The following is a 19,616-nucleotide window of genomic DNA, read 5'->3' as shown; positions in this document are numbered from 1 at the left end:
TGTGAGCGGTGCTCGGACGCACGGCCACCTTTAGTAGTCGCGTGCCACGGGCGGAAAGTTCCACCGGACTTTGACCCTTCGACCGAGGTTACCGCCACGCGATAGTCGAAGGGTAATTGAACGGACACGGGCGAATGCAACCGATTAGGCTAGGTGTCGCAGACATAGCTACCCACACACTCCGAAGCGAGGATTCTTTTGTCTCTGGCACCCGAACTGCACGCCATGACCGTCCGCAACTACCCGGAAAACTGGACGGACTTAGACACCCGGGCGGTCGATACTGTTCGCGTGCTCGCAGCTGACGCGGTGGAAAACTGCGGGTCGGGACACCCAGGTACGGCGATGTCCTTGGCCCCACTCGCTTACACGCTGTACCAGCGCGTCATGGACATCGACCCGCTCGATCCCCACTGGGTCGGACGCGACCGGTTCGTTCTGTCCAATGGCCACTCCTCTTTAACCCAGTACATTCAGCTGTACCTGGGTGGCTTCGGCCTTGAAATCGAGGATCTCAAGGCCTTGCGCACGTGGAGTTCGAAGACACCGGGTCACCCCGAGTACAACCACACGAAGCACGTGGAAATTACGACGGGCCCGCTCGGCCAGGGCTTAGCTTCCGCCGTCGGCATGGCTGCCGCAGCGCGGCGCGAGCGTGGCCTTTTCGATCCAGACGCCCCGGCCGGCCAGTCCCCGTTTGACCACTTCATCTACGCGATCGCGGGCGACGGCTGCCTCCAGGAAGGTGTCACCTCGGAGGCATCCTCCTTCGCTGGCACCCAGCAGCTCGGAAACCTAATCGTATTTTGGGATGACAATCGAATTTCGATCGAGGACGACACCCGGATTGCCTTCACTGAGGATGTCCTCGCGCGCTACGCCGCCTACGGATGGCAAACGCTGACGGTCGAATCAGGCGAGGACGTGGTGGCAATTGAGAAGGCGGTTGCCGACGCCCAGGCAGACCGCACCCGCCCGTCTCTCATCCGGGTTAAGACCGTGATCGGCTACCCCGCGCCGAACCTGCAGAATACGGGCGCGGCTCACGGCGCCGCGCTCGGAGCCGAAGAGATCCGCCTGGTCAAGGAAGAACTCGGCTTCGAGCCGAACGTCTTCTTCCCCGTCGAAGACGACGTCATCTCCCACACTCGCCAGCTTGTCCAGCGGTCGGCGGAAAAGCGCGCACGCTGGGACGAGCGGTTCGCCGCGTGGGCCCAAGCGCACCCCGACAGGAAGGCGCTGCTAGACAGGCTCAGCGCCCGGGCGCTGCCGGAGGGCTGGGACGCTGATCTGCCCGCCTGGGAGCCCGACGCCAAGGGAATCGCGACCCGCAAGGCGTCCGAGGCCGCGATTCAAGCCGCGGCGCGAGCGCTCCCGGAGCTGTGGGGCGGGTCAGCTGACCTTGCGGGGTCCAACAACACTCTCATTAAGGGGGAGCCGTCCTTCGGGCCGGAGTCCATCACAACAGACATGTTCACGGCCAACCCCTACGGTCGCAACCTCCACTTCGGAATTCGCGAGCACGCAATGGCCGCGATCATGAACGGCATTGCGCTGCACGGTGGCACCCGGGTGTACGGCGGCACTTTCCTGATTTTCTCGGAGTACCTCTACCCTGCCATTCGCGTGGCTGCCTTGTCCGGAATCGACGGCTACTACGTTTTCACGCACGACTCAATTGGCCTGGGCGAGGACGGCCCGACGCACCAGCCGGTCGAGACCCTCGCGGCCCTGCGGGCTATCCCGGACCTGGCGGTGATCCGCCCGGCGGACGCGAACGAGACCTCCGCGGCGTGGAAGGCCGCCCTCGAGGCGAAGGAGCAGCCGAAGGCGCTCGCGCTCTCGCGGCAGAACCTGCCGGTTCTCGAGGGCACACGGGAGAAGGCTTTTGAAGGCGTCGCCAAGGGGGCCTACGTGCTCGTGGAGGCCTCTCGCTCGACCCCGGACGTCATCCTCCTCGCCACCGGGTCCGAGGTGCAGTACGCGGTATCGGCGGCTGGACGGCTCGAAGCGGAGGGGACGGCAGCCCGTGTTGTAAGCGTGCCGTGCGTCGAGTGGTTCCTCGAGCAGGACGACGACTACATCGAGTCGGTCTTGCCGGCGGAGGTCAAAGCGCGCGTGTCCGTCGAGGCGGGCGTCTCGATGCCGTGGCACCGCTTCACGGGTGATCACGGTCGGACCGTCTCGCTCGAGCACTTCGGGGCATCCGCTCCTGGCAGCGAACTGTTCGAGAGGTTTGGGTTTACCGCCGACGCGGTATACGAGGCCGCTCAGGACTCTCTCGCCTCCGTTCAGAAATCCCGCTAGCAGGCCCCTCAATAGGCATCAGAAAGGCACAACCATGACCGCCATCGATGAACTCTACGAAATTGGAACGTCCACCTGGCTCGACGACCTCTCGCGCGATCGCATTACGACGGGCAACTTGGCCAAGATCAAGGCATCGAAGTCGATCGCGGGGGTGACGACGAACCCGGCCATCTTTGCCAAGGCGATGTCGGGCGGCAACGCCTATGACGTCCAGCTCGCCGACCTGAGGGCCGCTGGTTCTCACCCCGACGAAGCGGTCTACGCCATGAGCGTCAAGGACGTTCAAGATGCCTGCGACCTCTTCCGCGACGTCTACGAGCGCACCGATGGGCGCGACGGACGCGTCTCGCTCGAGGTCGACCCGCGCTATGCCGCTGATGAGGAGCGAACGGTGGAGCAGGCGAAAGAGCTGTGGAGGTTGGTTGGCCGCGACAACGTGATGATCAAGATCCCCGCGACTGACGAGTCCCTCCCTGCCATCACCGCGGCGCTGGCGGAGGGGATCAGCGTCAACGTGACGCTCATCTTCTCTGTGAAACGCTACAAGCAGGTCATCGACGCCTACAAGGCCGGCATCCGCCAGGCGGCCGAAAACGGGCGGGACGTTTCCGCTATCCACTCGGTCGCCTCGTTCTTCGTCTCCCGAATGGACACGGAAGTCGACCGGCGCCTCGACGTGATCGGCAGCGAGGAAGCCCTGGCTCTGCGGGGGCAAGCCGGCATCGCCAACGCCCGGCTCGCATACCAGCTTTTCCTCGACGAGTTCCGCGACATGTCGGATCTCCCGGCAGGCGCCACCAAGCAGCGCCCGCTGTGGGCGTCGACGGGCGTGAAGAACCCCGACTACCCCGCGACGATGTACGTCACCGAGCTTGCTGGCCCTGACACGGTCAATACGATGCCCGAAGAGACCCTCAACGCCGTGCTCGAGCTCGGAGGTCTTCACGGCGACACTCTCACGGGGATGGCCCCCGCAGCGGAGGAGGTCTTCGCCCAGTTTGAGTCCGTGGGCATTTCGCTTGACGACGTCGTCCGCGTCCTGGAGCGGGAGGGCGTCGATAAGTTTGTGAGCGCGTGGCAGGAATTGCTCGACTCGATGCTCGAGAACCTGAAATAGGCGGCGGTGGATAACGTGACGTCAGCACAAGCTGATGGTGGGCAGTGGGTCAATCCCCTTCGCACCCCAGACGACAAGCGGTTGCCTAGAATCGCTGGCCCATCGGGAATGGTGATCTTTGGGGTGACGGGTGACCTGGCGAAGCGCAAACTCCTGCCAGCCGTCTACGACCTTGCCAATCGCGGCCTCTTGCCAGCCGGATTCACTCTCGTGGGTTTCGGGCGTCGCGACTGGTCCAAACAAGACTTCGAGGATTACGTGCGGACCTCGGTGGAGAACGGGTCGCGCACCCGATTCAACGAAAATGTCTGGAACCGTCTTGCCGAGGGCATGCACTTTGTAAAAGGTGCGTTCGACGACGACGAGGCTTTCGAGAGGCTTGCCAGCCTGATGTCCGAGATGGACACGACGCGGGGCACGGCGGGGAACTGGGCATTTTATCTCTCGGTGCCCCCCGAGCATTTCTCTTCCGTCGTGCACCAGCTCGATCGATGCGGGATGGCCGCGCCGAGAGAGCGACAGTGGCGCCGCATCATCATCGAAAAGCCCTTCGGCCACGACCTCGCGTCGGCCCATGAGCTCAACGAGGTGGTCAACCAGGTCTTCCCGGAGCACGCCGTGTTCCGCATCGATCATTATTTGGGCAAGGAAACAGTGCAGAACATCATGGCGCTGCGCTTTGCCAACCAGCTGTTCGAGCCGATCTGGAACGCCAATTACATCGACCACGTTCAGATCACGATGGCCGAGGATATCGGTCTCGGCGGGAGGGCTGGGTATTACGACGGGATCGGAGCTGCCCGAGACGTGATTCAAAACCACCTAATCCAGCTCCTCGCCTTGGTGGCGATGGAGGAGCCGGCTTCGTTTTCCCCGCGCCAGCTCAAGGCGGAGAAGCTGAAAGTGCTGCGGGCCACGTCCCCGGTCGAGCCCTTCGACCAGACGACGGCCCGGGGCCAGTACGCCGCGGGGTGGCAGGGCTCCGAGCGGGTGGTCGGGCTGCGCGAGGAGCAGGGCTTCGACCCGAACTCGCTGACTGAGACCTACGCCGCGTGCACCCTCCGCGTGAACACGCGTCGTTGGGCGGGTGTTCCGTTCTATCTTCGCACCGGCAAGCGCCTGGGGCGGCGCGTCACGGAAATCGCTCTGGTGCTCAAACGCCCGCCCTACCAGCCCTTCCAGGAAGGCCAGACGGACCTGCTGACCAACAACGCGGTGGTGCTGAGGATTCAGCCCGACGAGGGTGTCTTGATGCGGTTCGGGTCCAAGGTGCCCGGGTCGACGATGGAGGTCCGTGACGTCAACATGGACTTCTCCTACACCGAGGCCTTCACCGAGCAATCCCCAGAAGCGTACGAGCGGCTTATCCTCGATGCTCTTCTCGACGAGTCGAGCCTCTTCCCCACCAACCAAGAGGTCGAGCGGAGCTGGGAAATTCTAGACCCGATCCTGAACTACTGGAGCCAACACGGGCGCCCCGACGAGTACCCAGCGGGAACATGGGGCCCCGACTCCGCCAACCGCATGCTCGAAGCAAACAGGCACGTGTGGCGGCGGCCCTAAACCGGAGGATTTCAATGATTATTTCCTTGCCCGACACCACCACGCGCGAGATCTCGCGAACCCTCCTCGAGGCGCAGGAGAACTACTCGCTGGCTACGGGCCGCGTGCTCACGCTTCTCGTCTCGGCCCGAGAGAACGACGATCTGGATTCAATCCTCCTGTCTGTGCGTGAAGCCACGATGGAGCACCCCGCCCGGGTGCTCGTCATGATTCTGGGGGATTCCTCCGCGCCGACCTCGCTCGACGCGGAGGCCATCCTCACCGCGGATGCCGGGGTGTCAGAAATGGTGGTGATGCATCTCAAGGGAGAGCTCACCCACCACTTGGACGCCGTAGTCACCCCGCTGCTCCTCCCTGACACCCCCATCGTTGCTTGGTGGCCCACCACGGCACCGGCCCGGCCCGCCGAGGCCCCCCTGGGGCGGATTGTCCAACGCCGCATCACCAACGCGCGCCGTAACGTTTCCGGTAACGCGCTCCTCCGCCTCTCCAATGGGTATACGCCTGGCGACTCGGACATGATGTGGTCCCGCATCACGCTGTGGCGAGGCATCGTCGCATCCGTGCTGGACCGCGACCTCAGCGAGAGAGTAATGGCTGTTGAAATCACCGGACCGGTCGACAACCCGAGCGTCGACATCGCCGCCGGCTGGCTTGCCAGCTGCTTGAACGTCGACGTGGTGCGAAATCCCGCGGAAGACTCGTGCGCCATTATCGAAAACGTTCCGATTACGAAGCTCGTCCTCTCGCGAGCAAGCGGCGACATCGTCATTGCGGTTGTCGACGAGCAATCAGTCCGCGTCTCGATCCCCGGCCTACCCGATTCATACGTGGCCATGACGGCGCGTACGGATGCGGAATGCCTCGCCGAGGAATTGCGCCACCTCGACCCCGACACGTCCTACGCGCGGGCGTTAAACAGCCTTTCCCACGTTGTCGAAACTCACTAAAGGACCCAGGCCTTGGACATTTCCCGTTACCCCGATCTCGACTCACTGCTATCGGCGGCTCGGACGCGATTCGTGCAGCTCATTTCCGCGATACACGCTGACCCCGTGGGCGGAGTCAATGGCGACGGCAGCGCACGCATCGTCGCCACAGGGGGAACGGCCGGTATCGCTTTCCTCGCCTCGCTTGTCGACGCCCCGGTGGACTGGTCCCGGGTCCACGTCTACTTCGGCGACGAACGCAACGTGCCGGTGACGCACGACAACTCGAACGAAAAACAGGCGCGGGATGCCCTTCTGGACCGCATCGCGATCCCGGGGGCACATATTCACGGGTACCGGCTCACTGGCGCCGGAATGGATGAACAGGCGGAAAGCTACGAGCGCGACATCACCATCACCGCTCCCGAGGGTTTCGACCTCCACCTCCTCGGCATGGGCGGCGAGGGCCACGTCAACTCGCTTTTCCCCCACACCCCAGCCCTGGCGGAGAGCAGCCGGCTCGTTGTCCCCGTCACCGACTCCCCCAAACCCCCGGCGGAGCGCGTGACCCTCACACTCCCCGCGATATCCCGCGCCCGCCGGGTGTGGCTGCTCGTGTCCGGGAAAGAAAAAGCAGAGGCGGCAGGGCACGCCGCCCGTGGCGACGACCCCGCCACCTGGCCGGCCGCAGGAGTCCGGGGCGCGGAGGAGACCCTGCTGCTGGTCACCGAGGACGCAGCAACTCGGATCTAGACTGCGAAGGACTGGATCAGATTCAGGCCCAGAATGCAGGTGATCCACACCACCGAGATGACGACGGTGTAGCGGTCGAGGTTTTTCTCCACGATCGTCGAGCCAGACAGGTTTGACTGAACTCCACCGCCGAACAGGCTCGACAGGCCGCCGCCCTTGCCTTTGTGCAGCAGCACAAACACTGTCATGAGCACGGCGGCGAGTACCAGCACGATTTCGAGCGCTAGAACCATGTGGGAATCTCCTCAGTTCGCTTCTCTAGGTAACCCGAAACAGCCTACACCCCGGGATTCGCGCTCGCGTTAGCAGCAGCGGCCGCGAGCCGGGCGAATTCCTGCCCGTCGAGTGAGGCACCGCCAACGAGGGCGCCGTCGACATCCGCCTCGCCGATGATGTCTGCGATCGTGTCGGTTTTGACGGACCCGCCGTAGAGAATGCGCATGGCTTGCGCCGTCTCCTCGCCGGCGAGCTCGCGCACCAATCCGCGGAGCGCGCTGCACACCTCTTGGGCATCGGCCGCCGAGGCAACCTTGCCCGTTCCGATTGCCCAGACCGGCTCGTAGGCGATCACGACGTCGGTGAGCTTGTCCTCGAGCCCCGCAAGCGACTTCCGGGTCTGGTTGACGACGTAGTCGACGTGGGTGCCCGCTTCGCGGACGTCGAGAGGCTCCCCCACGCACACAATCGGTCGGATACCGTGCTCGAGCGCCTTCGCAGACTTTTTCGCGACAATCTCATCGGTCTCCGCATGGTACTGGCGCCGCTCGGAGTGCCCGACGACAACCCATGAGCACCCGAGTTTGGCGAGCATCGTCGCGGAAATGTCCCCGGTGTACGCGCCGTTGTCGTGCTCGGAGACGTCTTGGGCGCCGTAGGTGATGGCCAGCTTGTCGCCGTCGACAAGCGTCTGCACGGAGCGCAGGTCGGTAAAGGGCACCGTCAAGGCGATGTCGACGTGCTCGTACCCGTCTTTCGGGAACGCGAAGGCGAGCTTCTGCACGTTTGCGATCGCCTCGAGGTGGTCCAAATTCATCTTCCAGTTACCCGCGATGAGGGGGGTGCGTGCCATAATTGCGTCCTTCCTACTCGCTGACGACCGTGACGCCGGGCAGCTCTTTGCCCTCGATGAGTTCGAGGGAAGCGCCGCCACCGGTAGAGATGTGGGAGAACCCGTTCTCGTCGAGCCCCAGAGCTCGTACCGCGGCCGCGGAGTCGCCGCCGCCGACGACAGTAAAGGAGTCGTTGGCGCTCGTCGCTTCAATCATCGCTTCCGCAACGGCCTTCGTGCCATCGGCGAAAGCCGGGAACTCGAACACGCCCATGGGGCCGTTCCAGAACACGGTCTTGGAGTCCGCGATGACGGCACCGAAGGATTCTGCGGTGCGGGGGCCGATATCCAGGGACATCCACCCGTCTGGGATCTCGTCGAGCCCGACGATTTTCCTCTCGGCGTTCTTATCAAACTCTGGCGCTGCGGCTAGGTCCTCCGGCAGCACGAGCTTGTCGCCGTAACGCTCGATGAGCTGGGCGCAGGTGTCAACCATGTCCTCTTGGAGTAGCGACTTTTGCACGTTGTGGCCGAGCGCAGTGAGGAAGGTGTAGCACATGCCGCCACCGATGATGACCTTGTCGGCCTTTTCGGCCAGCGCCTCAATGACGCCGAGCTTGTCTGAGACCTTCGATCCGCCCAAGACGACGACGTAGGGGTGTTTGGGGTCGTCCTTCACGCTCTGCAGCGTGTTCACTTCTTTTTCCACCAGGTAGCCCGCGTACGCCGGGAGCTTGCGTGCCACGTCGTAGACGGATGCCTGCTTCCGGTGAACCACGCCGAACCCGTCGGACACGAACGCGCCGTTGTCCGCCGCAAGCGCTGCGAGCTCGGCGGCGAAGGACTCGCGTTCCGCCTCATCCTTGGACGTTTCGCGCGCGTCGAAACGCACGTTTTCGAGCAGGAGAATGTCGCCTTCTGTCAAGCCGTTGGCGCGTTCGTGGGCGTCCTCCCCGGATACATCACCGGCGAGAGCTACGAACCGCCCGAGGCGCTCAGACAGGGATTCGGCGACCGGACGCAGCGAAAACTCGGGCTTGAACTCGCCCTTCGGCCGCCCGAGGTGAGCCATCACGATGACCTTTGCGCCGCCGTCGAGGAGAGCCTTAAGCGTGGGCAGGGACGCATCGATGCGCCCGGCGTCCGTGATCGTGCCGTTGTCATCCAGGGGGACGTTGAAATCGGAGCGGACGAGGATGTGGCGGCCGCGGACCCCCTCGTCGAGGAGCTGCTGAAGAGTCTTAAGGGGCATTGTTTCTCCTTCAATCTAGATTGAAAACACCCGAGCGCGCCGAAGCACGCACCGGGTGTTCACAGGGGTGGAAGCACTTACTGCAGCTTGTCGGCGACGGTCTTGGTCAGACGAATGAGCTGGGAGGTGTAGCCACGCTCGTTGTCGTACCAAGACACGACCTTGAGGACGTTGCCGCCGATGACCTTGGTCAGGCCGGCGTCGAAGATCGCGCCCTCGTTCGCGCCGAGGATGTCGGAGGAGACGATGGGGTCCTCGGTGTAGCGCATGGCCTGCCCGAATCGCGGGTCGGACACGGCCTCCTTGACAGCCGCGTTAACTTCTTCGACGGCGACCTCGCGGTTGACAACCACGGTCAGGTCGGTCGCGGAGCCCGCGATTGTCGGAACGCGCATTGCGAAACCGTCGAGCTTGCCCTCGAGGTTCGGCAGGACAAGGGAAACGGCCTTTGCGGCACCCGTCGTGGTGGGCACGATGTTCTGGGCCGCGGCGCGGGCGCGACGCAGGTCGCGGTGGGGGGCGTCCTGCAGGCGCTGATCGCCGGTGTAGGCGTGGACGGTGGTCATCAGGCCGGAGGTAATGCCGAACTTCTCATCGATGACCTTCGCCAGCGGCGCAAGAGAATTGGTGGTGCACGATGCGCCGGAGATGACCGTCTCGGAACCGGTGTACGCGTCATCGTTGACACCCCACACGTAGGTCCCGTCAACGTTCTTACCGGGGGCGGAGATAATTACCTTCTTGGCGCCAGCGTCGATGTGCGCCTTCGCCTTCTCGCCGTCGGTGAAGAAGCCGGTGCACTCGAGAACGATGTCGACGTTAGCGTCGCCCCATGCGACGTTGGCGGGGTCCTTCTCAGCGGAGACAGCGATGTGGTTGCCGTCGATGATGATCGAGCTGTCGTCGAAAGACACCTCACGGTCGAGCGGGCCGAACGCGGTATCGTACTTCGTCAAGTGAGCGAGGGTCTGGATGTCGGTCAAGTCATTGATCTTGACGACCTCGAGCTCTCCCTCGTACTTTTCCAAGATGTCGCGCAGTGCGGCGCGTCCAATTCGTCCGAAGCCATTGATGCCGATGCGGGTGGTCATTCAGTCACTCCTTGTCGTTGAGATCAGGCCAAGGGTCTTGGGGGTCTTGGGGTCTTGGCCCATCCCCGTCCAGTGTAGCCACGCGCGTCCTCGGCTGCAGGGACTACTTTTCGACGTCGACCGCGTGCGTGTCTGGCACGCCCAGCTCTGCCGCCCGCCGGTCTGCCAGGGACAACAGCCTGCGGATTCGCCCCGCCACCGCGTCCTTCGTCATCTGCGGATCGGCCAAGCGTCCGAGCTCCTCTAAGGACGCAAGCCGGTGTTCGACCCGGAGAATGCCGGCCTCGGCGAGGTGCTCTGGCACGTCGTCACCGAGGATATCCATGGCCCGTTCCACCCTGGCAGCCGCGGCGGCGGCAGCCTGTGCCGAGCGCCGCGTGTTTGCGTCGTCGAACGTCGCCAGCCGTTGCGATGTCTTGACCCCGGCGTCGAGCACAGCCCTCTTCTCGTCCCATTCCAACCGGGCGCGGTGGGCGCCCATCCGACTCAGCAAGACCCCAATGGCTTCGCCGTCGCGCAGGCACACGCGCTCGACTCCGCGGGTTTCTTTGGTCTTTGCCGAAACTGACAGCCGGCGAGCCAATCCGACGAGAGCCAGCGCCGCTTCTTGGCACGGGCTGGTCACCTCTAAGCCGGTGCTGCGGCCGGGCTCCGTGAGGCTTCCCCGCGCGAGAAACGCGCCTCTCCATGCCCCCTCTACCTCCGCCACGTTGCCGGAAATGATATGACGCGGCATTCCAACGACCGCGTTGCCCGCGGGCGTGACGAGCTTGAGTTTGCGCACCACGTCCACCGCGCCACTTCCGAGGAGGACCTCGAACCTAGGCTCCCGCTGGCTCGACGTCGGAGGCGCCGTCGTGATAGAGGCTTGGACATCACACACCGAAAGCAACAACGACACCAAACGCTGCGCAACCTCGCGCTCGGCGAAATCAGCGACGATCGCGAGTCCCACCGGGCCGGGGCGCAACTCTGCGCCAAACCGGATTAGCGCGGCCGCCTCGGCTGCGCGGACATCCGCCGCAGCAGCGTCAATGCCCAGCAACTCATCTTTCGCTAGCGCGGTCAACGCGGATTGCGACACGTGGCACCCTCCCTCTTACACAAAACTCCGCACAGTTTAGCGGCCGCGGTAGACCTCAATGAGGGCGGCAGCTAACTTCTCTGGGTCGTGACTGTTCAGAGGCAGCCCGCGGGAGTCGGCGAGGCGAACGTCCCGGTACTCGATCTGCCCCCCCACTCCGAATGCGGCCCGGCGCAGGTGGCGCCGCTCGCCCTCGGTCGGGCTGAGCTCCTGCTCTGCGATGAAGCGATCGACCTTCACCGCGGGGGCGTGCTGGGAGAGCATGTGTATGTGGCGCTCGGTGGTAAAACCTTGCGTCTCCCCCGCCTCGGGGGACAGATTTAGCACGACCACCACCATTGCCTCAGTTTCGTTCAACGCGGCGACGATCTCAGGGACCAGAAGATGGGGTATCACTGAGGAAAACCACGACCCCGGCCCGATCGTCACAATGTCAGCACCGAGAATGGCATCGATGGCGCGGGGGTTGACCCGAGGAGAATCCGGCAGCAGGCGGACGCGTCGGACCGTGCCGGGGGTGGTCGCCACCGCCACCTGGCCACGAACCGTGCGGAGGACGCGGGGGTCGTCGTCAAGTCCTGCGACTTCCGCCTCGATCTCGAGGGGCTCGGTACACACTGGGAGAACGCGACCGGCCGAGCCTGTCCAGCGGGAAACGACATCGAGCGCATCTTGGACGTCTCCGAGTTCCTCCGTCAGGGCGGCGATGAGGAGATTACCAAGGGCGTGGCCGGCCATCGCCCCGTTCCCCCCGAAGCGATGCTGGAGCGTCTCGCGCCACAGGGCACCGTCCGCGGCGTCCCCGCACAGCGCGGAGAGAGCCATGCGCAGATCCCCTGGGGGGATGATCCCCAGTTCGCGGCGTAGGCGCCCAGACGAGCCGCCGTCGTCGGCAACCGTAACGACGGCGTCGATCGAGCGCGCCCCGGCCTCCCGGGCTGCCAGAAGCGTTTGATACAGGCCGTGGCCGCCGCCGAGGCAGGCGAAGGAAGGTTGGTTCATCGCTCTATTCCGGTTCGTCGTGCGGTCGTTATTTCAGGATCGGTCGAGGTCCCGGTGGAGGACCCTCACCTCGAGGTCGCCGCGTTGTTTGAGCTTATCCCCGACGGCCTCGGAGACCGCGACGGACCTGTGGTGTCCCCCCGTACACCCTATTCCCACCGTGACAAAGTCTTTTCCTTCGTGGCGGTAACCCCGCAGCATCGACGCCAGGAGCTCCACGACCTTGTCGACGAACTCACTGGCGCCGGGTTGAGACAACACGTACTGCGCGACGGGCTCGTCAGTTCCCCGGAACTGCCTCAATCCTTCGACCCAATACGGGTTGGGGAGGAACCGGACATCAAAGATGATGTCAGCGTCCCGCGGGGATCCGTGTTTGAACCCGAACGATTCGACGGTGACATGCTGGCGGTCCGCGGGGAGCTCCCCGACCGATGCCTCCACGGCCCGCCGCAGGTCGTGAACGGACAAGTTCGAGGTGTCGATGATGACGTCGGCGCGATCGCGCACATCCGCCAGCTCGATCCTTTCGCGCTCGATTCCCGCGTGCAGCGTTTCCCCGAGCTGCAGGGGGTGGGTGCGCCTCACGCTGTCGAACCTGCGGATGAGAACGTCGTCGCGCGCCTCGAGGAAGAGAACAAACGGGTCGTAACCGCGCGCCTTAATCTCCTCGATCGTTCCGAGGAGGGAGCCGTTGAACATCCGCGCACGCACGTCCGTCACGAAAGCGATACGGTCGACGGGCGACTCATCTGAGGCCGCCAGATCTATCATTTCCAAAATGAGCTGCGGCGGGAGATTCTGGGACACAAAATACCCCTTGTCCTCGAACACCTTGGCCGCGGTGGACAACCCGCCCCCTGACAGACCTGTGATGATGACTGGCCGGGCGGCGGCTTGACTCAACATGGCGCCTATCCTAGCGGCCTTTCCCGTCATTCTTCGGCGAGATGCAGAGCAATTGCCTCTGCCAGCTTGGGACCGATCCCACTTACCTGCTGAATTTCTTCTACGGTCGCTTCGCGGATCTTCTTCACGCTGCCGAAGTACTTGACCAGGTCCGTGCGCCGCGCTGGGCCGAGCCCGGGGACGCCGTCGAGCGCCGAGGCGCGCATCCGGCGGGAACGCTGGTGGCGGTGGTAGGTGATAGCGAATCGGTGGGCTTCGTCGCGAATCTGCTGGAGCAGGTACATGCCCTCGGAGTTACGCGGCAGGATGACGGGTTCGTCGTCATCGGGGACCCACATTTCCTCGAGGCGCTTCGCCAGTCCGACGAGAGCGACGTCGACAATGCCGAGCTCCTCAAACACGCGCTGTGCGGCGGTGACCTGGGGCTTTCCACCGTCGACAATAAACAGCTGTGGCGGGTAGGCGAAGCGTTTCGCGCCCGTCGTTTCGACTTCGTCTTCGAAAGCGTCGTCATCCGGGTTGGCCAGCTTGTCTTCGTTGTAGCGCTTGAAACGCCGCCGAGTCACCTCGGCGATTGACCCGACGTCGTCGGAACGACCCTCTCCCGCGGCTTCCTTGATGCGGTAACGCCGGTAGTCGTTCTTCTTGGGCAGGCCGTCTTCGAAAACGACGAGAGACGCTACGACATCCGTGCCTTGGATATGGGAGATGTCGGTGCACTCGATGCGCAACGGGGCTTCTTCCAAGCCCAGCGCCTCCTGGATATCCTGAAGGGCCTGCGAGCGCGCCGTAAGGTCCCCAACTCGCTTGAGTTTGTGCTGATGGAGGGCCTCGGCTGCATTGCGGTGCACGGTGTTCATCAGCGCGGCTTTGTCTCCTCGGACGGGCACCTTGACGTGGACAGGGCCGCCGCGCAATTCGCCGAGCAGTTGGGCCACGTCGGCCGCTTCGTCGGGCGCCGTCTCTACGAGAATCTCCCGCGGCACCGGTTGGGAGGGGTGGGCGAGCGCGTGGGACTCTTGGTCTACTCCCCTGCGCCTGATCTTGCTTTCCCGCAGCGCCTCATCCTCAGCCTCTTCCTGCGCCGCACGCTCGACCGCGTCCGAGTAGTACTGCACGAGGAAATCCTGCATGAGAGTCGCATCGGTCTCCTCACCCGTCTTTTCAACGACCCATCCCCGCTGCGCTCGGATCCGACCGTTACGGACCGTGAAAATCTGGACGGCAGCCTCCAACTCGTCGGATTCTATCGCGATGACGTCCGCGTCGGTATCGGCGCTAAGCACGACCGTCTGGCGCTCCATGACCTTGGTCACGGCGCCGAGGTCGTCGCGAAGTCGTGCGGCCTTCTCGAACTCGAGGTTTTCCGCCGCGTCGTTCATGCGGTTCGTCAACTCGCGTACAACCTGGTCGGTGCGCCCCGACATGAACGCCACGAATTCGCGCACCGTGTCGTCGTACTCGCTCTCGCTGACGCGCCCGACGCACGGCGCCGAACACTTGTCGATGTACCCCAGCAGGCAGGGCCGCCCCAGTTTTTTGTGACGGTTGTAGACGCCGTTCGAGCACGTCCGAATGGGGAAGACCCGCGTGAGCAGGTCAAGCGTTTCGCGGACTGCCCACGCGTGAGAAAAGGGGCCGAAGTACCTCACGCCTTTGCGCCGCGGTCCGCGGTAGAAAAACGCCCGCGGGAATTTCTCTCGCACGCTCACGGCCAGCATCGGGTACGTCTTGTCGTCCCGGTACATGACGTTGAACCACGGGTCGAAACGCTTGATCCACGTGTATTCGAGCTGCAGGGCTTCGACTTCCGACGAGACAACCGTCCACTCGACGGACGCCGCGGTGAACACCATCTGCCGGGTGCGGGGGTGGAGCTGGTGGGGTGGCTGGAAGTAGTTATTCAACCGGGCGCGGAGGTTTTTCGCCTTGCCCACGTAAATGACGCGGCCTGTAGCGTCTCGAAACTTGTAGACGCCCGGGCTCGTTGGGATAGTTCCGGGAGCCGGGCGGTAACTGGCGGGGTTGGCCACGAGCCTGCTAATCCTCCGGCATGTACTGAGCTTCGATGCGGCGGAACTGCTCGACAGCCGCAAGCGCTTTCTCGCCGTCTGCGGACTGGATAGCCCAGAGCGGAACGTACTCGAAATCGGGCAACTCCAGCCGAGCCATCCGCGCACCGCGGGGGAACGACAGGCCGTAGATGACCAGCCACGGGTAGAAGCGGGTACCGATGATATTGCGCACCTCCACACCGTCTTCGTTCGCCCGAACGCGCGGTCGCGTCAGCGCGATCCAGGACAGGACGCTGATGATGGCTCCGATTCCAGGGAACGCGAATTGGTCAAGCGTAGTGATGGTGAGGCCGGTGTACCCGACGTTGACAACCGCGCCCATGAAAATGTGCACGGCCATCACCACGGCCACCCATGCCACGGCGACCTTTTTCAGGAAGGGTGAGCGGATCTCCAGTTCCCACGGCTTCATCGACGTCGACGCGTGCGGGTCCGCCGCGTTGAGATCGGCGAGTTCCCGGTCACTGAGTTTGCGACCTTCCCCCACTACTTGCCAACCACCTTGCGCAGCTCGGCTGCCGCTCCGAGGGCGGCGCGCACGGAATCGGCGCCTTTGTCCTCTTTGGCGTCTTCTCCTCCCGCGCGTTCGAAAGCCTGGTCCTCCTCTTCGACGGTGAGGACCCCGTTGCCGACGGGGGTGTTCTCATCCAACGCGACGCGTGTGAGGCCGGCCGTGACGGAGTCACAGACGTAGGCGAAGTGCGCCGTCTCCCCCTTGATGACGCACCCGAGAGCCACAACCGCGTCGTAACGTTGCGCGCATGCCTGCACGACGACGGGGAGCTCCAAAGCCCCGGCGACGAAGTATTCGTCCGGATTAACCCCCAGCTCGCCGGCGGTGGCTACCGCGCGGTCCCTCATCTGGTCGACGATATCGGCGTTCCACCTCGTCGAAACGATGGCGAGAGAAAGCCCCTCGGCCTCTATGTCATACGGCTCGGGTGCTCCGCGGTGTGCCATGGGACGTGTTGCTCCTTTAACGTTGTCGTTCAGATGTGCTGGCGGTGTGGTCCGTCCACTCCTCCACGAGGGGTAGATCGTGTCCAAGCCGGTCCCGCTTCGTGCGGAGGTAGCGGATGTTGTCGTGCGACGGGACAATTTCGATCCTAACCCTGCCCGAAACGCGGGGCCCGTAGCCATGCAGGGCATCGACCTTTTGCGGGTTGTTGGACAGGATTTGCAGGGACGCCACTCCTAGGTCGGCCAGAATTTGACCCGCCACGGAGTACTCACGGGCGTCGACTGGCAATCCCTGCTCTAGGTTCGCGTCCACGGTATCGAGCCCCTGATCTTGCAGGTGGTACGCCTTGAGCTTGGCGAGTAACCCGATGCCGCGCCCCTCGTGGCCGCGCACGTAGACAATGACTCCGCGACCGGCCTCCTGGATTCGCCGCATGGATTCGTGCAGCTGGGGGCCGCAATCGCATCTTTTCGACGCGAATACGTCTCCGGTGAGGCACTCCGAATGCACACGGACCAGGACGTCCTCGCCCTTGTCCACGTCCCCTGCGACTAGGGCGACGTGCTCGGTTCCGTCGACCGTGTTGCGGTACCCGTAGGCAGTAAACTCGCCGAACTCTGTGGGCAGGCGGGTGACCGCGATTCTCTGGATGAGCGGCTCGTGGTGCCGTCGAAAAGCGATGAGCTGCTCAATAGAAATCATCTTCAGCCCGTGGGTATCAGCGAACCGCCGCAACTCGGGGCCGCGGGCCATGTCGGTCGGGTCCTCTTCGGAAACGACCTCGCACAGTGCCCCGACGGGGGCGAGTCCGGCCAGCCGGGACAGGTCGACGGACGCTTCCGTGTGACCGTCGCGGGTGAGCACGCCGCCGCGTCGCGCGCGCAGCGGGACGACGTGTCCAGGACGGGTAAAATCCGCCGGCCCGAAGCCGGGGTCTGCAAGCCGGTAGATGGTCTCGCAGCGGCTCCGGGCCGAAATCCCGGTCGAACCGGTTGCTGCGTCGACCGTGACGGTGTAGGCGGTGGACCGCGCGTCCTCGTTGCGGGCGACCATCGGCGGAAGGTTCAAGTCGTCGGCGCGCTCGTCTTCCATCGCGACACAGATGTAGCCCGACGTGTAGCGAACCATGAAGGCGACGAGTTCCGGGGTCGCCTTTTCCGCGGCAAAAATGAGATCACCCTCGTTTTCCCTGCCTTCGTCATCGACGACGATAACCGCCTCACCGCGACCAATGGCGGTGATGGCGTCTTCGACTGGGTCGAGCGCAATCGCTTCTTTCATGGGAGGTAATGCTAGCCCATTGGTTTCGCAACGAGTTTTTCGATGTACTTGGCCACAATGTCGACCTCGAGGTTGACACCGTCGCCCACTTCGAGTGCCCCCGCTGTGGTATCCCTCAGGGTCGCGGGGATGAGGGAGACCTCGAACCAATCATCGCCGACGGCCGACGCTGTCAAAGATGTGCCGTTGACCGTGATCGAGCCCTTCTCGACAACGTAGTGACTCAGGCCCTCCGGCAGGCTAAACCTCACAACCTCCCAGTGCTCCGACGGGGTGCGGGAGACAACGTTTGCGACCCCGTCGACATGACCCTGCACGATGTGGCCGCCCATCCGCTGTCCAGCGGCGAGGGCTCGCTCGAGGTTGACCGACCTGCCCGGGCGGTAACCGCCGAGCGTGGAGCGGCTCAGCGACTCCGCCATGACGTCCGCGGTAAATACTCCCCCCTCGCTCGACACGACGGTGAGGCAGACCCCGTCGACGGCGATCGAGTCACCGAGCCGGGCATCCTGGGTCACGAGAGGCGCGCGCACGCTGAGGCGAACGGCGTCACCGACATCCACGATCTGCTCGACCCGACCTACCTCTTCCACCAAACCAGTGAACATTTACCTCTCCATTTCAACAAGCACATCATCACCGAGGCGGCGCAGATCAGTCAGAGTGTAGCGCTGCGCGTCCCCGAGGGTTTCCGCCAGCGCCCGGTCCACGACGCCGCGCCCCCCGCCGAGCACCACGGGCGCGAGGTACGCCTGGATCCGGTCGACAACTCCCAGCTCAAACACGCTGCTAAGAAGTCTCGCCCCGCCCTCCACGAGGACATCGCGCGCCCCGCTCTCCCACAAGGCGGCCAGCGTATCTTCCGGCGTGCCATATTGCTCGAAACCGAGGTCGTGCAGGTTTCCGGGGGGCACATCCCGCTTGCCGACGACGACCCGCCGCGGCTGGGTCGCATACAGCGAACCGTCGTTCCGGCGCGCCGTCAGAGAGGGGTTGTCGGCCAACACAGTCCCGCTCCCCACGACGATCGCGTCCCGCTTCGCTCGGTCTCGGTGAACGTAGTCGCGGGCCGCGGCGCCTGTTATCCATTGGCTTGTCCCATCAGGTGCGGCGGTGAAGCCGTCGATAGTAGAGGCGAACTTGGCGGTCACGGATACCCGCTCGTGGCGGACCGACGCCAGCCACGGCTCGAGGGCCGCTACGCGAGACGGCACGTGCGTGGTTTCAACGCCATGGCTACGCAGGAACTCCGCACCACCCGAGGCGAGGGGGTGTGGATCCCGAGCGAGGTAGATGACCGCGCGAATCCCGGCGTCGAGCAAGGCGACCGTGCACGGACCCGTCCGCCCCACGTGGTTACACGGCTCGAGCGTAACGACGGCCGTGGCGCCCCGGGCCGCGGAGCCCGCGGCGCGCAACGCGTTAACCTCCGCGTGGGGTCCGCCGACTGGCGACGTCGATCCCGTTGCGATGACCTTCCCGTCCGGCGAGACGATGGCGCACCCCACAGGGGGATTCGGGCTCGTCGTGCCGCGGGCTCGTTCGCCCGCGGCGAGGGCCTCTTCGACACCCGCGAGCATCAACGCGCGGCTTCGCTTGCCAAAGCGCGCAGCCGTTCAACCGCCTCAGCTGGGTTAGCGGCGCCGAACACTGCAGAACCCGCAACGAACGCGTCGACCCCCGCTTGGGCAGCCTGCGCGATTGTGCTCTCCGCGATCCCGCCGTCGATTCCGATAAGCGTTGCCGCGCCCGTCTGGGCAATCCGATCGCGGAGTGCGAAGACTTTGGATAGGACCTGCGGCATGAACTTCTGGCCCCCGAACCCGGGTTCGACGCTCATGATCAGCACTTCGTCGAAGTCCTCGAGGTCGTCCAGGTAGGGCTCGACCGGCGTCGCCGGTTTAATCGCGATGCCTGACTGCACCCCCACCTCGCGGCACTGTCGGGCGGCCACGCGTGGATCTGCCACCGCCTCCACATGAAACACCAATCTGTCACCCCCTGCAGCGGCGTAGGTGTCAAACCATCTTTCCGGTTGCTCGATCATCAGGTGCATGTCGAGGAACAGGTCGGAGACCCGGTCGACCGCCTTCGTCACATTCGGGCCGAACGACAGATTGGGGACGAAGTGCCCGTCCATGATGTCGACGTGGAGCATGTCCGCGTTGGACACGGCGCGGACGTCCCGCCCGAGCTCCGCATAATCTGCCGCCAGGATGGAGGGCGCGATGTACATCATGC

At 64.2% G+C, this 19,616-nt stretch carries 19 protein-coding genes; 5 read left to right on the top strand and 14 right to left on the bottom strand.

Features of this window, described 5'->3' with window-relative positions; translation table 11 throughout:
- The first annotated feature begins 225 nt into the window (after window positions 1-225).
- From tkt to pgl, 5 genes are read left to right on the top strand one after another with little or no spacing between them, the layout of a single operon-like run.
- Window positions 226-2,307 (top strand): transketolase, encoded by a 2,082-nt coding sequence (gene tkt / locus CAPI_RS05360; protein ID WP_018017016.1) that lies wholly within the window; start codon window positions 226-228, stop codon window positions 2,305-2,307.
- A gap of 34 nt (window positions 2,308-2,341) precedes the next feature.
- Complete coding sequence (gene tal / locus CAPI_RS05355) at window positions 2,342-3,427, top strand: transaldolase (protein WP_018017015.1); 1,086 nt, start codon at window positions 2,342-2,344, stop codon at window positions 3,425-3,427.
- A gap of 15 nt (window positions 3,428-3,442) precedes the next feature.
- Complete coding sequence (zwf, locus tag CAPI_RS05350) at window positions 3,443-4,990, top strand: glucose-6-phosphate dehydrogenase (RefSeq protein ID WP_026157046.1); 1,548 nt, start codon at window positions 3,443-3,445, stop codon at window positions 4,988-4,990.
- A 14-nt stretch (window positions 4,991-5,004) separates the two neighbouring features.
- The gene (locus tag CAPI_RS05345; RefSeq protein WP_018017013.1) at window positions 5,005-5,940 is read left to right on the top strand and encodes a glucose-6-phosphate dehydrogenase assembly protein OpcA; all 936 of its coding nucleotides are present in this window, start codon (window positions 5,005-5,007) and stop codon (window positions 5,938-5,940) included.
- Between the two features lie 12 nt (window positions 5,941-5,952).
- Entirely contained in the window at window positions 5,953-6,672 is a 720-nt protein-coding gene (gene pgl, locus CAPI_RS05340) for a 6-phosphogluconolactonase (protein WP_018017012.1), read from the top strand.
- Here pgl and secG read toward each other — a convergent pair.
- The 14 genes from secG to rpe form a co-directional block, all read right to left on the bottom strand.
- Entirely contained in the window at window positions 6,669-6,905 is a 237-nt protein-coding gene (gene secG / locus CAPI_RS05335; protein ID WP_018017011.1) for a preprotein translocase subunit SecG, read from the bottom strand. The genes pgl and secG overlap by 4 nt on opposite strands.
- A gap of 44 nt (window positions 6,906-6,949) precedes the next feature.
- Complete coding sequence (gene tpiA / locus CAPI_RS05330; RefSeq protein ID WP_018017010.1) at window positions 6,950-7,741, bottom strand: triose-phosphate isomerase; 792 nt, start codon at window positions 7,739-7,741, stop codon at window positions 6,950-6,952.
- A 13-nt stretch (window positions 7,742-7,754) separates the two neighbouring features.
- Window positions 7,755-8,972 carry a phosphoglycerate kinase gene (locus tag CAPI_RS05325; protein WP_018017009.1) on the bottom strand — a complete coding sequence of 406 codons (1,218 nt, stop codon included), beginning with the start codon at window positions 8,970-8,972 and terminating at the stop codon, window positions 7,755-7,757.
- 77 nt (window positions 8,973-9,049) lie between these two features.
- A complete protein-coding gene (gene gap, locus CAPI_RS05320) occupies window positions 9,050-10,063 on the bottom strand; it encodes a type I glyceraldehyde-3-phosphate dehydrogenase (RefSeq protein ID WP_018017008.1) in 1,014 nt (337 codons plus the stop codon).
- A 103-nt stretch (window positions 10,064-10,166) separates the two neighbouring features.
- Window positions 10,167-11,147 carry a DNA-binding protein WhiA gene (whiA, locus tag CAPI_RS05315; protein ID WP_018017007.1) on the bottom strand — a complete coding sequence of 327 codons (981 nt, stop codon included), beginning with the start codon at window positions 11,145-11,147 and terminating at the stop codon, window positions 10,167-10,169.
- A 36-nt stretch (window positions 11,148-11,183) separates the two neighbouring features.
- Complete coding sequence (locus CAPI_RS05310) at window positions 11,184-12,149, bottom strand: gluconeogenesis factor YvcK family protein (RefSeq protein WP_018017006.1); 966 nt, start codon at window positions 12,147-12,149, stop codon at window positions 11,184-11,186.
- A gap of 33 nt (window positions 12,150-12,182) precedes the next feature.
- Window positions 12,183-13,058, bottom strand: a complete 876-nt coding sequence (gene rapZ / locus CAPI_RS05305; RefSeq protein ID WP_018017005.1) for an RNase adapter RapZ — start codon at window positions 13,056-13,058, stop codon at window positions 12,183-12,185.
- Between the two features lie 26 nt (window positions 13,059-13,084).
- Window positions 13,085-15,091, bottom strand: coding sequence for an excinuclease ABC subunit UvrC (uvrC, locus tag CAPI_RS05300; protein ID WP_018017004.1), 2,007 nt, complete (start codon window positions 15,089-15,091; stop codon window positions 13,085-13,087).
- Window positions 15,092-15,098: 7 nt separating this feature from the next.
- Window positions 15,099-15,620 carry a PH domain-containing protein gene (locus CAPI_RS05295; RefSeq protein ID WP_018017003.1) on the bottom strand — a complete coding sequence of 174 codons (522 nt, stop codon included), beginning with the start codon at window positions 15,618-15,620 and terminating at the stop codon, window positions 15,099-15,101.
- Window positions 15,620-16,093, bottom strand: a complete 474-nt coding sequence (gene ribH, locus CAPI_RS05290) for a 6,7-dimethyl-8-ribityllumazine synthase (RefSeq protein ID WP_018017002.1) — start codon at window positions 16,091-16,093, stop codon at window positions 15,620-15,622. Before ribH ends, CAPI_RS05295 begins: the two co-directional genes overlap by 1 nt.
- Before the next feature lie 16 nt (window positions 16,094-16,109).
- Window positions 16,110-17,375 carry a bifunctional 3,4-dihydroxy-2-butanone-4-phosphate synthase/GTP cyclohydrolase II gene (locus tag CAPI_RS05285; RefSeq protein WP_018017001.1) on the bottom strand — a complete coding sequence of 422 codons (1,266 nt, stop codon included), beginning with the start codon at window positions 17,373-17,375 and terminating at the stop codon, window positions 16,110-16,112.
- Between the two features lie 11 nt (window positions 17,376-17,386).
- Window positions 17,387-17,983, bottom strand: a complete 597-nt coding sequence (locus CAPI_RS05280) for a riboflavin synthase (RefSeq protein ID WP_018017000.1) — start codon at window positions 17,981-17,983, stop codon at window positions 17,387-17,389.
- A complete protein-coding gene (gene ribD, locus CAPI_RS05275; protein WP_018016999.1) occupies window positions 17,984-18,955 on the bottom strand; it encodes a bifunctional diaminohydroxyphosphoribosylaminopyrimidine deaminase/5-amino-6-(5-phosphoribosylamino)uracil reductase RibD in 972 nt (323 codons plus the stop codon).
- The gene (gene rpe / locus CAPI_RS05270; protein ID WP_018016998.1) at window positions 18,955-19,614 is read right to left on the bottom strand and encodes a ribulose-phosphate 3-epimerase; all 660 of its coding nucleotides are present in this window, start codon (window positions 19,612-19,614) and stop codon (window positions 18,955-18,957) included. Before rpe ends, ribD begins: the two co-directional genes overlap by 1 nt.
- Between the last annotated feature and the right edge of the window lie 2 nt (window positions 19,615-19,616).

This window comes from Corynebacterium capitovis DSM 44611, from assembly GCF_030440535.1.
Lineage (GTDB): Bacteria > Actinomycetota > Actinomycetes > Mycobacteriales > Mycobacteriaceae > Corynebacterium > Corynebacterium capitovis.
This window is presented reverse-complemented; position numbering and strand designations above follow the sequence as displayed.

Coding starts and splice junctions, on each gene's coding strand:
- tkt (WP_018017016.1), top strand. CDS start 226: ATGACCGTCCGCAACTACCCGGAAAACTGGACGGACTTAGACACCCGG.
- tal (WP_018017015.1), top strand. CDS start 2,342: ATGACCGCCATCGATGAACTCTACGAAATTGGAACGTCCACCTGGCTC.
- CAPI_RS05345 (WP_018017013.1), top strand. CDS start 5,005: ATGATTATTTCCTTGCCCGACACCACCACGCGCGAGATCTCGCGAACC.
- secG (WP_018017011.1), bottom strand. CDS start 6,905: ATGGTTCTAGCGCTCGAAATCGTGCTGGTACTCGCCGCCGTGCTCATG.
- tpiA (WP_018017010.1), bottom strand. CDS start 7,741: ATGGCACGCACCCCCCTCATCGCGGGTAACTGGAAGATGAATTTGGAC.
- CAPI_RS05325 (WP_018017009.1), bottom strand. CDS start 8,972: ATGCCCCTTAAGACTCTTCAGCAGCTCCTCGACGAGGGGGTCCGCGGC.
- gap (WP_018017008.1), bottom strand. CDS start 10,063: ATGACCACCCGCATCGGCATCAATGGCTTCGGACGAATTGGACGCGCC.
- CAPI_RS05310 (WP_018017006.1), bottom strand. CDS start 12,149: ATGAACCAACCTTCCTTCGCCTGCCTCGGCGGCGGCCACGGCCTGTAT.
- rapZ (WP_018017005.1), bottom strand. CDS start 13,058: ATGTTGAGTCAAGCCGCCGCCCGGCCAGTCATCATCACAGGTCTGTCA.
- ribH (WP_018017002.1), bottom strand. CDS start 16,093: ATGGCACACCGCGGAGCACCCGAGCCGTATGACATAGAGGCCGAGGGG.
- CAPI_RS05285 (WP_018017001.1), bottom strand. CDS start 17,375: ATGAAAGAAGCGATTGCGCTCGACCCAGTCGAAGACGCCATCACCGCC.
- CAPI_RS05280 (WP_018017000.1), bottom strand. CDS start 17,983: ATGTTCACTGGTTTGGTGGAAGAGGTAGGTCGGGTCGAGCAGATCGTG.
- ribD (WP_018016999.1), bottom strand. CDS start 18,955: ATGCTCGCGGGTGTCGAAGAGGCCCTCGCCGCGGGCGAACGAGCCCGC.
- rpe (WP_018016998.1), bottom strand. CDS start 19,614: ATGATGTACATCGCGCCCTCCATCCTGGCGGCAGATTATGCGGAGCTC.